This is a genomic window from Pseudomonas sp., assembly GCF_049301935.1.
Taxonomy (GTDB): Bacteria; Pseudomonadota; Gammaproteobacteria; order Pseudomonadales; family Pseudomonadaceae; genus Aquipseudomonas.
Genome location: NZ_JBAQLP010000136.1, coordinates 17,735 through 28,613 on the forward strand (window position 1 = coordinate 17,735; position 10,879 = coordinate 28,613).

The 10,879-nt window shown below is 61.6% G+C and carries 10 protein-coding genes; 2 read left to right on the forward strand and 8 right to left on the reverse strand.

Annotated features, from left to right (window positions below):
* Positions 1–1,449: a D-alanyl-D-alanine carboxypeptidase/D-alanyl-D-alanine endopeptidase gene (gene dacB / locus WA145_RS17750; protein ID WP_422582833.1), complete on the reverse strand. Its 1,449-nt coding sequence runs from the start codon at positions 1,447–1,449 to the stop codon at positions 1–3.
* A gap of 234 nt (positions 1,450–1,683) precedes the next feature.
* Here dacB and WA145_RS17755 point away from each other — a divergent pair, with 234 nt between their 5' ends.
* Positions 1,684–2,025: a YggL family protein gene (locus WA145_RS17755; protein ID WP_422582834.1), complete on the forward strand. Its 342-nt coding sequence runs from the start codon at positions 1,684–1,686 to the stop codon at positions 2,023–2,025.
* A 59-nt stretch (positions 2,026–2,084) separates the two neighbouring features.
* Here WA145_RS17755 and WA145_RS17760 read toward each other — a convergent pair whose 3' ends face one another.
* The 6 genes from WA145_RS17760 to WA145_RS17785 form a co-directional block, all read right to left on the reverse strand.
* The gene (locus WA145_RS17760; RefSeq protein ID WP_422582835.1) at positions 2,085–5,042 is read right to left on the reverse strand and encodes an HD domain-containing phosphohydrolase; all 2,958 of its coding nucleotides are present in this window, start codon (positions 5,040–5,042) and stop codon (positions 2,085–2,087) included.
* A 98-nt stretch (positions 5,043–5,140) separates the two neighbouring features.
* Positions 5,141–6,211, reverse strand: coding sequence for an FUSC family protein (locus tag WA145_RS17765; RefSeq protein ID WP_422582836.1), 1,071 nt, complete (start codon positions 6,209–6,211; stop codon positions 5,141–5,143).
* A 3-nt stretch (positions 6,212–6,214) separates the two neighbouring features.
* Entirely contained in the window at positions 6,215–7,546 is a 1,332-nt protein-coding gene (locus tag WA145_RS17770) for a deoxyguanosinetriphosphate triphosphohydrolase (protein WP_422582837.1), read from the reverse strand.
* A gap of 401 nt (positions 7,547–7,947) precedes the next feature.
* Positions 7,948–8,286 carry a hypothetical protein gene (locus WA145_RS17775; RefSeq protein WP_422582843.1) on the reverse strand — a complete coding sequence of 113 codons (339 nt, stop codon included), beginning with the start codon at positions 8,284–8,286 and terminating at the stop codon, positions 7,948–7,950.
* A 2-nt stretch (positions 8,287–8,288) separates the two neighbouring features.
* Complete coding sequence (locus tag WA145_RS17780) at positions 8,289–8,672, reverse strand: phage holin family protein (protein WP_422582838.1); 384 nt, start codon at positions 8,670–8,672, stop codon at positions 8,289–8,291.
* Between the two features lie 12 nt (positions 8,673–8,684).
* Positions 8,685–9,002, reverse strand: coding sequence for a DUF883 family protein (locus WA145_RS17785; protein WP_422582839.1), 318 nt, complete (start codon positions 9,000–9,002; stop codon positions 8,685–8,687).
* Between the two features lie 376 nt (positions 9,003–9,378).
* Here WA145_RS17785 and WA145_RS17790 point away from each other — a divergent pair, with 376 nt between their 5' ends.
* Positions 9,379–10,587: an ammonium transporter gene (locus tag WA145_RS17790; protein ID WP_422582840.1), complete on the forward strand. Its 1,209-nt coding sequence runs from the start codon at positions 9,379–9,381 to the stop codon at positions 10,585–10,587.
* Positions 10,588–10,653: 66 nt separating this feature from the next.
* On the opposite strand, the gene WA145_RS17795 is transcribed toward WA145_RS17790, so the two are convergent.
* The coding region (locus WA145_RS17795; RefSeq protein ID WP_422582841.1) for an OprD family outer membrane porin at positions 10,654–10,879 on the reverse strand (226 nt) is incomplete at its 5' end.

The window sequence follows — 10,879 nt, forward strand, 5'->3', positions numbered from 1 at the left end:
TTAGCGTTGGGCGTTGAGCTTGGGTTGTTTGTACAGATCCAGCAGCACCTGATCGAGAATCGACGAGGCGCCCCATGGGCGGGGGTCGTTGAGGATGGCCACCACGGCCCAGCTATTGCCGTTGCTGTCGCGGCTAAAGCCGGCGATGGCGCGCACGTTGTTCAGGGTACCGGTCTTGATCCGCGCCTCGCCCACCAGCGGGGTGCGGTGCAGGCGTTTACGCATGGTGCCGTCCATCGCCACCAGCGGCAGCGAGGCCATAAATTCGGCGGCATACGGGCTCTTCCAGGCGGCTTGCAACAGCGCCGCCATTTCCCGCGCGCTGACCCGCTCGGCGCGAGACAGCCCCGAACCATTCTCCATCACCAGGTGCGGCGCGGTGATGCCTTTACGCGCCAGCCAGCTGCGAATCACCCGCTGTGCGGCCTTGCTGTCGTCTTGGTCCGCGGAGTTGCGAAACTGCGCGCCGAGGCTGAGGAACAGCTGCCGGGCCATGGTGTTGTTACTGTACTTGTTGATGTCGCGGATGATCTCGGTCAGGTCCGGCGAGTAGGCGCGGGCCAGCAGGCGGGCCTTCTCCGGCACCTCAGCGAGGCGATCCTTGCCCATGATGCTGCCGCCCAGTTCCTGCCAGATGGCGCGGATGGCGCCAGCGGCGTAGCTCGGGTGATCAAGCAGTGACAGGTAGGTCTGCGAGCTGCAGCCCTCGGCCAGCTTGCCGCTGACAATCACCGTGGTACCGTCGAACTCGGTCACCGGGTTGTAGCGCACATCCGGCCAGCCTGGGCATTTTGCTGCGGGCAGGGCTTTGACGCGGTTGTCGATGCGGATATTGGCAATCGGCGGTTCGGCGACGATATGCACCTTGCCGCCTTCGGTGCGCGCGATAAAACGCAGCGCCTTGAGGTTGACCAGCAGCGAGTCGGGGGCCACCAGGAACGGCTTGTTGGCGTCGCCGCCGTCGTCATTGAAGCTGGGCAGCTGCGGCTGCACGAAGTGGCTGCGGTCGAGCACCAGGTCGCCCGTCACCTGCAGCACGCCGTTGGCGCGCAGGTCACGCATCATCAGCCAGAGCTTTTCCATATTCAGCTTGGGATCGCCGCCGCCCTTGAGGTACAGGTTGCCGTTGAGCACGCCGTTCTTCAGTTGGCCATCGGTGAAGAATTCGGTTTTCCACTGGTGGGTCGGGCCAAGCAGCTCCAGGGCTGCGTAGGTGGTGACCAGCTTCATGGTGGAAGCCGGGTTGACGGAAATATCGGCATTGAAAAAGGTGCTGTTGCCTGGGCCGTTGAGCGGCACGGTAACCACAGACAGCGACTGGCTGCTGATTTTGTTGGCTTTCAGCGACTGCTGAACCTTGTTCGATAAACCCGTGTTGGCCGCAGCCAATGGCAGGCAGACAGGCAGTAGCAGGCCGAAAAGGGCCAAGCGATGCAGGATTTTGCTCATGGGCGGCTACCCTCCAGCTGAGGGATGAGGATGACGCGAGGCATGTAAAGAGGTCCGGTCGCGGGTTGAGAAAGTGTTGGCAATTATGCCCCAAGACGGTTGCGCCTGAGTGGCAGTAAATGCCATTGGCCGGGCTTTTCTGTGGCGTATCGATCGACTTGTCGTCTTCCAAGCGGGCGCACAGGCCGTGAAACTGCTAAAGTGCCGCGCGTTATCACTTATGAGGATTGTTCCATGGCTACTAACCGTTCCCGCCGTCTGCGCAAAAAACTCTGCGTGGATGAATTCCAGGAGCTGGGTTTTGAGCTGAACCTGAACTTCAAGCAAGACCTGGCTGATGCAGCCATCGACAGCTTTCTTGAACAGTTCCTGCGTGACGCCATGACCGCTAACGGCCTGGGTTATGTCGGCGGCGACGACTTCGGTCTGGTGTGCCTGTCCAAGCGTGGCTCGGTCAACGAAGAGCAGCGCGCTGCCGTTGAAGCCTGGCTGAAAGGCCGTGACGAGCTGGTGGATTTCACCGCCAGCCCGCTGATCGACGTCTGGTACCCGGACAACTCGATCAAGCAGGCCTGATGCTGTAAACGGGGTAGGCGCCACGCCTGCCCTGTTGTTGTTCCCCTCGCGCTCCCCCTCTATTCGCTCAGGCCAGCCTTGGCCAGCAGCGCAGCGTTATTGACCTGATCAATCTGCTCGCGGCGCAAAAAGCGTTCGGCGTAGCTGAGGTAGATTTTTTCCCGCACGAACAGCCCGAACAGCTGGGGGTCGATATGCGAGTCTTTGCACATGCTCGCCATGATATTGAGTGATTCGGACAACAGCTTGCCCTTCTTGTAGGGCCGATCCACCGCAGTCAGCGCCTCGAAGATATCGGCAATCGCCATCATCCGTGCCGGCAGGCTCATGTCCTCGCGCTTCAGGCGTTTCGGGTAGCCGGTGCCATCCATCTTTTCATGGTGGCCGCCGGCAATCTCGGCGACGTTGGCCAGGTGCGGCGGGAAAGGCAGGTGGCTGAGCATGCGGATGGTCTGCACCATATGGCCATTGATGATAAAGCGCTCTTCGTTGGTCAGGGTGCCGCGACCGATGCCGAGGTTATACAGCTCGCCGCGATTGTGTTTGTAGTGCGGCACGTCCAGCTTGAAGCCCCAGGGGTTGTCCTCGGCGATCAGCTCGCTGTCGGGGCGCTCGATCAGGTGTTCGGCTTTGTCGCTGAGCAGCGTTTCCTGTACCGGTAACGGCTGCGCCGGGGTGCGCGATTGGCGCAGGTTTTCTTCCCAGGACACTCCGAGACGATCATCCAGGGTGCGTGTCCAGGTGCGCGCGGCGATGCTGCGCAGACGCTCAAGATCGGCTTCGGCCATGGCTTCGCCGCCCAGGTTGCAGCGGGCGATAAAGGCGAACTCATCATCCAGGGTGGTGAGCAGTTCATCACGCACCTGGCCTAGGCTCTCGGCGTCACCACCCTGGCTGAGGTGTTCCCAGTAACTGATCCAGGCATCGCGCTTGAGCACCTCGAAGCGCATGCGTACTTCATGGATGCGGTCGCAGATGGTTTCCAGCTTGGTCGCCTTGTCCACCACGTACTCAGGCACGGTGACCTTGCCGCAGTCATGCAGCCAGGCGGCGATATGCAGGGCTTCCCATTCTTCGTCGCTGGGCTGGTAGTCGCTAAAGGCAGTTTCCTCGCTGGCGGCGGCGGCGCGGGCGAGCATCAGGGTTAGCTCCGGCACGCGCTGGCAGTGGCCGCCGGTGTAGGGGCTTTTGGCGTCAATGGCGCCGGCGATTAATTGGATAAAGGCGTCGAGCAGTTTCTTTTGTTGATCGAGCAGGCGCTGGCTCTCAATGCACAGCGCTGCGACGCCGGAGACAGCCTCGACAAAGGCAATGCGCTCGGGGCGTAGCATGGCCAGGTCGGTTTCGTCACCGCTGTCACGGTGCAGCAGCAAAAGTACCCCGAGGGTTTGACCTTGGCGGTTGTGCAGGCCGGTGCAGACCAGGTGCGCGCGCGGGCTGTCGAGGGTGTGCAGCAGGCTCTGGAAACCCTGAGCATGCTCGAAACCGAGCGCCACGGTGACGCTGGGGCCGCCGGTTGCCGTCTGCGCGAGCCAGGTGGGCAGAGCGGGATCGTTTGTGTCGAAACTGGGGATGCGGTGCTCTTCCAGGTTGTGTTGCAGCTGGTTGATAAACAGGCCGTGCGGTTCCAGGCGGCCGCTGCTGCTGTCGCGCAGATAGAGCAGGCCGCCGCTGGCTTCGCTGAGGTCGACGGTTTCGCGCAATACCCGGCGCAGCAGGGCATCGAAGCGGGTTTCGGCTGAAAGTGTGGCGGCAATATCGAGGAAGCTGGAGATGGTGTCTTTCATGCGCGTCATCGACACGGCCAATTGATCAACTTCCTTGACGAAAGAGCGCCCGCTGGCCGGATAGTCGAAATTGAAGCTGCGAATGGCTTCGGCTTCACCCACCAGCAGGCGCAGCGGTTTGACCAGGATATTGGAGAGCAGCCAGCCAAGCGGGATGCACAGCAGCAAGATGCCCAGGGTCAATACCGCGCCCTGCCAGCGAATGCGGTAGGCATCGGCCAGCAGTTCGCTTTCCGGGGCCAGCAGGGCCAGGCGCAGTCCTTGCGGGCCACCCTCGCTGAACTGACTGTAGGCGATTTGCCAGCGCTGCTTGTTCAGACGTACGGCGCCCTGACGGTCCTTGTCGAGGCCGAGACTGAGAAAGTCGGCGAGTACCGGGCTAAGATCCTTGACCTGCGCCAGTTGCAGCTTTTCCCCCGGAATGATCAGGCGCGAGCTGTCCGGGTAGGCGACCGCACTGCCATCGGGGCTGTACAGCACCACCTCGGTGGAGGGCGTCAGGCGGTGTGCGGCGAGGGTGGCGGACAGGTCATCGAGGGTCAGGTCAGCGGCCACCACCGTGGCTGCGCTGCTTTTGCGGGCGATGGTGGTGCCGATTTCCCCGCTGGAGAAGAAGGCGTAAGGCGCGGTGGTAAAGTGCTCCTGGCTCTGCAGAGCGCTGTTGTACCAAGGCCGGCTGCGCGGATCGTAGGTTTCCTTGAGGTTCTGCCGGCGGCTGATTGGCTGCAACTGCGCGTCGAAGAACAGGTATTCGGAATCCAGGCGTTGTTCGCTGATGCGGTCGATGCTCCACAGGTGATATGCCGCATTTTGCGGGGCGGAGAACATCTGCCGCAGTTTCTCGCTGCGCAGTGGCCGCACCATAAAGAACCCGCCATCGCCATAGCCGACATAAATCGACGCCAGTTTGGGGTTGTCGCGCAGGGCCTGGGCGAAAATAGGCAGCATGACCATGCGTTCATGGCGGTCACGGCCGTTGATCTGCTCGTTACGCGCCAGCAGGTTGATCATGTAGCGAATCGGTTGGTAGGTATTACGCAGATCCGCTTGTACTTCCTTGCGCATCTGGCTGAACAGCTGATCGCTGCTGCTGAGGATGATATTGCTGGTCTGCTGGTAGTTGAAAACGCCCAGCAGTGCCCCCGAGCCCAGCAGCAACAGGGTGAACAGCACGCTGATATGGATATGGAGCGGAAAACGCCGTTCCTTGGACTTGGTTGTCTGCTGCATCCGCGCATGCCCTTGTACGCTCTGACTAAGCGCAAAGCATAGTGGAGCCTTACGCGCTTTGCCGTTGCGCGGCTGCAGGTTTTTGCGCGGCAGCAGCGCTAAATTGGCTCTGTGCTGTGCTTGGTTTGTTGCAGGCTGTGTCGATGTTCCAGCCAGCGCTCCAGGCCATACACCAGCAGCGCCACCAGCAACGCCAGCACCACGCCTATCAGGCTGTTGAGCAGACGCACCTGCGGCAGTTGCCAGTCATGCGCCAGGCTTTCGGCCAGCAACACGAAACACACCGTTGTCTGCAGCACAAACAGGCCGTAGTGGTTGGCCTGCAGGGCACGGCTAAGGGCAATCAGCGGTAGTAATGTGGCGACCATCAGCGCCGGATTCTGCAGGCTATGCCCGAGCAGAATCAGCAGCCCAGCCGCGCCCAGGCTGGCCAGGATCGATTGCACGGCGCGCACCAGACTGCCCTGAAACTCCAGCTGCAGGGTGGTGACCACGGTTAGCGTCAGCCAGTAGCCGCGGTGCAGCTCGGCCAGGTTGACGATCAGCCCGGAGAGGGCGAACGCCAGGGTGCAGCCCAGCGCATGCAGGCGCCATTTCTGTTGCGGCAGGCGTTTGGCGTGGCGTTTGAGCACCTTGAAGATGCTGATAAAGCGCGGCATATACGGCCACATGCGCAGGCCATGCATGCCGCGCAGACCGAAAGCCAGCAGCATCACCCACAGCCCGCCGAGGATAAACAGCATGGCGATGGCGTAAGGATTATTCAGCGAACCCAGGCCCTGCTGGCCTTGGCCCAGGCACAGGCAGATGGCCAGGCCGATGCCCAGCTTGCCGGCTTCGCTGCCAAAGCGTTGCAGCCAGGCCAGCAGAAAGCCAAAGGCGGCGAAGATGAAAAAGCTCGCGTAGGGGTGATCGGCCGACCAGAAGCCCAAGCCGGCGCTGCAGGCCCCCAGACCGCAGAGCATCAGCATGCGCAGCATGCCCAGGCGATGCAGCGGGTTGGCCTGGGCGGCCTGAAATGCGCCAACCGAGGCCCAGAGAAAGCCCGGATGAGCGCTGAACAGCCCGAGCAGCAACGGCAGCGCGCAGCCGAAGCCGGCGACCATCGCCGGGCCCCAGGCGGGCGGGCCGGCATGCCAGCTGAAGGTTTGTCGCAGTAGGCTAGTCATGGCTTATACCGGGCTTGAACGGCCCGTCATCTCGCGGGCCATTTCAGTAGCGTAGCTGTCAGTCATGCCGGCGATAAAATCGATCATGCGCAGAAATGAGCGATACAGCGGCCAGCTTGGGTCGGGGGCGTTATTGCCGAGCAGGTCGAGAATGCGCCGGTTCTTGAACGACGGCGTGCGCCCGCCATGCTGCTCCAGCGCCGCGCCGCAGAAGGCATTCAACAGAATTTCCAGGGTGGTGTAGGCACCGATCTCATGCAGGGTCTTGCGCTTGTCCTGAAAGATCTTCTGTCGGGCCATGTCCTTGGCGCTCTGCACGCAGCGCTTGGCGGTGCCGTGCATATGCTCGACCAGATCGCCTTGCAAGGTGCCAGCGAGCAGAGCGTCCTGCTGCTCGACAAAGGCTTCGGCGGCGGCGTTGGTCAGGTGTTCGATGGCTTTGCCACGCAGGATCGCCAACTTGCGCCGCCGGGAGTCGGCGGGTCCAAGTTGACGGTAGGTTTCCGGAAGATCGTCGCCAACCAAGTTGAGCAACAGTGCCTCAACCTCGCTGTAATCGAGCAGCTCCATTTCCAGGCCATCTTCCAGGTCGATCAGGCCGTAGCAGATGTCGTCCGCAGCCTCCATCAGGTAGACCAGCGGGTGACGCGCCCAGCGCTGTTCTTCCAGCTGCGGCAGACCGAGTTTGCTGGCGATCTGCTCAAGCAGCGGCAACTCACTCTGGTAGCAGCCGAACTTGTGTTTCTTGTAGCCCAGCGCCTCGGCGTGACGCGCGGTCCAGGGGTATTTCAGGTAGGTGCCGAGGGTTGCATAGGTCAGCCGCGTGCCACCGTCGAACTGGTGGTATTCCAGCTGGGTGAGCACACGAAAGCCTTGGGCATTGCCCTCGAAACTGAGAAAGTCGCCGCGCTCGGCCGCGCTCATCGAATCCAGCCAGCCGCGTCCGGCGGCCTGCTGAAACCAATGGCGGATGGCATCTTCACCTGAATGGCCGAAGGGCGGGTTGCCGATGTCGTGGGCCAGGCAGGCAGACTGCACGACCATGCCCAGGTCGCTTGGCTCGCACCAATCCGGTAATGCAGCGCGGATCATCTCGCCGACCCGCATACCCAGGGAGCGCCCGACGCAGCTGACTTCCAGCGAATGGGTCAGGCGCGTATGGATATGGTCGTTGCTCGAGACCGGATGCACCTGGGTCTTGCGCCCCAGACGGCGAAAGGCGCCGGAGAAGATGATGCGGTCGTGGTCTTTGTGAAACGGGGTGCGGCCCAGTTCGGCGACGCTGTGCGTCGGCTTGCCGAGTCGTTCACGGTTGAGCAGGGTTTGCCAATCCAAGAGTTGTCCTCGCCGTTACCTGGCTGTTGCCAGCTAGCTTCGGGGTTCTGGGGCGACGATGCAAGACACTGCATGCTGCACACACGATGCAGTTAAGCCTCGCGGGTATCGATATCGAGCCACAGCCAATGCTGCATCGGGGCTTTGACCGCCACAGTGGTCGGTGCGTCTGAGGCGGCCCGAGTATAAGGTCGATACGGATTCAATCGGCGAATAGCCAGCACCGCAGTCGCGGTTAACCGTGCTTGCCCTGGCTGTTGATGACGCGTCACTCGATCAGCTCGCGTATCGCCGAACTCAAGGGTGTTAACGACGGTGCGCGGCGGGCTTCTCTTGAGTGCCGCTACTTGGGGCAGGCTAGAGTTTGCTCAGCACGGGCGGCTGAGCTGGGCGCCGCACACTCAGTCTTCTGTGTGGCTAGCCTGAGGCTGGTCCGGGCGTCGCGGCGGATTGCGCCGCAGCAGCGGGAAGGCGATCAGGGCGATGCGCAGCCAGCGTCGCCAGTGGCCACGGCGGATGCCGAGGGTGGCCAGCAGCAGTGCGCCGCCAGCGACCCAAAGTGGTGCATTGCTGTTGCCCAGCTCTTCGCGCCAGTGATGGCGCCAGTATTGCGCCTGGCGCAACGGCTGCAGCATGACCAGGGTTTCGTGGCGCAGTTCCTGGCGGTGCATTTCCAGGCGCATGCGCAGCAGGGTTTTGCGCAGCTCGCGGCGCGAGGCCTTGGCGGGTAGCTCGGGCATATTCATGGCAGCAGTTGCTCACGGTCGCGGGCCAGCTCTTCAAGGCTGGCGCTGAAGGGCGCAGGGGCATTGCGTACACGCTGCAACAGCACGATCAGGCTGCCCAGCAGGCCCAATGCATAGAAGGCGCACAGGGCGCTGATAACCAGCAGGCGATGTGTCTCCCAGAAGGCCATCAGCAGCGCAGCCGACAGGCCGATAATCAGCAGCAGGCCGAACAGCAGGCTCAGGCTGGTGAGCACCAGCAGGTTTAGGGTATGGCTTTGTTGCTCTTTGAGCTCTTCGCCAAACAGCGCGATATGGCCCTGCAATAACCCCAGCAAGGCGCTGGCAAATCGCCGTGGCGAGCTGCCGCGACTTGGCGGGGTGGGCGGTGTTGCATCCATTAAGGTTTCTCTTTAACGCCGGGTAATCAGCATGCCCAGCAGCAGGCCGATAGCGGCAGCAATGCCGAGGGTTTGCCATGGGTGAGTCTGCACATAGCCTTCGGTGGCTTCAAGGGCCGCCTTGCCGCGTGCCTGCAGGGCGTCTTCGGCGTTGTGCAGGGTGCTGCGTGCGCGGCCCAGGCTGCCACGGATCTGCTCGCGCAGCGCTTCGGCCTGCTCACCAGCGAGGCTGGCGGAGTGCTGCAGCAGACTTTCTGTGTCGCGCACCAGCGCCTGGAATTCGTCGAGTAACTGATCCGAGCTGGACGATACGGGGGTCTTACGGGCCATGGTGTCTCTCCTTGTGACGGGCAGTGTAGGGGGTTCGAGTCCCCTGAGGCGCAGTGGTTCCTTTTTTCTTCGGCGCACGGCGGGTGCTGCTGGCTTATCGGCTGGTACAGTGATTGCATTGTGCTGGTGCGCGCTCTTGCAAATACGCTCCTTTATGGGGCTGCGAGGGTTATGGCCAGGACGCCGTGGTGCATCAATAACTCATTAATAACTATGGAATAAGTACCTCAAAGCATGGTTCTGTGAGCACTGGCTTGGTGCTATGCAGGCCCTGCTTCGGCAAGGTGGTTGGTGATAAATGCTGCCATATGGTGCGTGTTTATTGCTTTGTGATCCTCTTTGGTGCTTTTTCCCCGCGACGGAGTTTTCTTTGCCGATGGAAAACATCAACAGTGCTGTGGAAACCCTTATTCACGGCTCCAATACCCTGTTTATCCTGCTCGGCGCCGTGATGGTGCTGGCCATGCATGCCGGCTTTGCCTTTCTTGAGGTGGGGACGGTCCGGCAGAAGAACCAGGTCAATGCCTTGTCGAAGATCATCTCCGACTTTGCCGTGTCGGCCCTGGCCTATTTCTTTGTCGGCTACTGGATCGCCTATGGCGTGACCTTCCTCGAACCAGCCAATGTGCTGACTGAAGGCAACGGTTACGCCCTAGTGAAGTTCTTCTTTCTGCTGACCTTTGCTGCGGCCATCCCGGCGATCATCTCCGGTGGCATCGCCGAGCGCGCCAAGTTCGGCCCGCAGCTGTGTGCCACGGTGCTGATCGTGGCCTTTATCTATCCCTTTTTCGAAGGGATGATCTGGAACGGCAATTTTGGCGTGCAGACTTGGCTGGAGGCGCAGTTTGGCGCAACCTTCCATGACTTTGCCGGCTCGGTGGTGGTGCATGCGGTGGGCGGCTGGCTGGCCTTTGGCGCGGTGATTCTGCTGGGCCGTCGTGATGGGCGTTACCGCGATGGCCGCCTGGTGGCCTTTGCCCCGTCGAATATTCCGTTCCTGGCACTGGGCTCGTGGATTCTGATCATCGGCTGGTTCGGCTTTAACGTGATGAGCGCGCAGACCCTGGGCAGCGTCAGCGGTCTGGTGGCGGTCAACACCTTGATGGCGATGGTCGGCGGTACGGTGGCGGCCTTGCTGGTTGGACGTAATGACCCAGGCTTCCTGCACAACGGCCCGCTCGCCGGCCTGGTGGCGGTGTGCGCCGGTTCCGATCTGATGCATCCGGTCGGTGCTCTGGTCACTGGCGCCATTGCCGGTGCGCTGTTCGTCTGGGCGTTTACCGCGACCCAGGTGAAATGGAAAATCGACGACGTGCTTGGCGTCTGGCCGCTGCACGGCCTGTGCGGCGTGTGGGGCGGTATCGCCTGCGGCATCTTCGGCCAGCAGACGCTGGGCGGTCTGGGCGGTGTAAGTCTGGCCAGCCAGTTTATCGGCACTGCGCTGGGCGTGGTGGTGGCCTTGCTTGGCGGTGTGCTGGTGTACGGTGTGCTGAAAGCTACTGTGGGTATCCGCCTGAGCCAGGAGCAGGAGTACTACGGTGCCGACCTCTCGGTGCACAAGATTGGCGCCGTTAGCCAAGACTAATTACAGCGTTAGCATGCAAATGGCCCGGACAATGTCCGGGCCTTTTTTGTTATCGCTAAATTGTTGTTACAACAGTGGCAGGGTGTAGCTGATGATCAGGCGGTTTTCGTCGAGGTCGTTGGTAAAGTTCGAGCGCACAGTCGCATTGCGCCAGCGCACGCCGAGGTTCTTCAGCGCGCCTTCCTGGAACACGTACATCAGCTCAGTATTGCGCTCCCACTCTTTCCCTTCGGAGGCAGTGGCGCCGCGGTCAACATTGTCACCGGTCAGGTAACGGGTCATAAAGGTCAGG

Excerpts from the sequence above, each read along its gene's own strand:
- WA145_RS17755 (WP_422582834.1), top strand. The coding sequence starts at position 1,684 with ATGGCTACTAACCGTTCCCGCCGTCTGCGCAAAAAACTCTGCGTGGAT.
- WA145_RS17785 (WP_422582839.1), bottom strand. The coding sequence starts at position 9,002 with ATGGCCCGTAAGACCCCCGTATCGTCCAGCTCGGATCAGTTACTCGAC.
- WA145_RS17780 (WP_422582838.1), bottom strand. The coding sequence starts at position 8,672 with ATGGATGCAACACCGCCCACCCCGCCAAGTCGCGGCAGCTCGCCACGG.
- WA145_RS17765 (WP_422582836.1), bottom strand. The coding sequence starts at position 6,211 with ATGACTAGCCTACTGCGACAAACCTTCAGCTGGCATGCCGGCCCGCCC.
- WA145_RS17775 (WP_422582843.1), bottom strand. The coding sequence starts at position 8,286 with ATGCCCGAGCTACCCGCCAAGGCCTCGCGCCGCGAGCTGCGCAAAACC.
- dacB (WP_422582833.1), bottom strand. The coding sequence starts at position 1,449 with ATGAGCAAAATCCTGCATCGCTTGGCCCTTTTCGGCCTGCTACTGCCT.
- WA145_RS17790 (WP_422582840.1), top strand. The coding sequence starts at position 9,379 with ATGGAAAACATCAACAGTGCTGTGGAAACCCTTATTCACGGCTCCAAT.
- WA145_RS17760 (WP_422582835.1), bottom strand. The coding sequence starts at position 5,042 with ATGCAGCAGACAACCAAGTCCAAGGAACGGCGTTTTCCGCTCCATATC.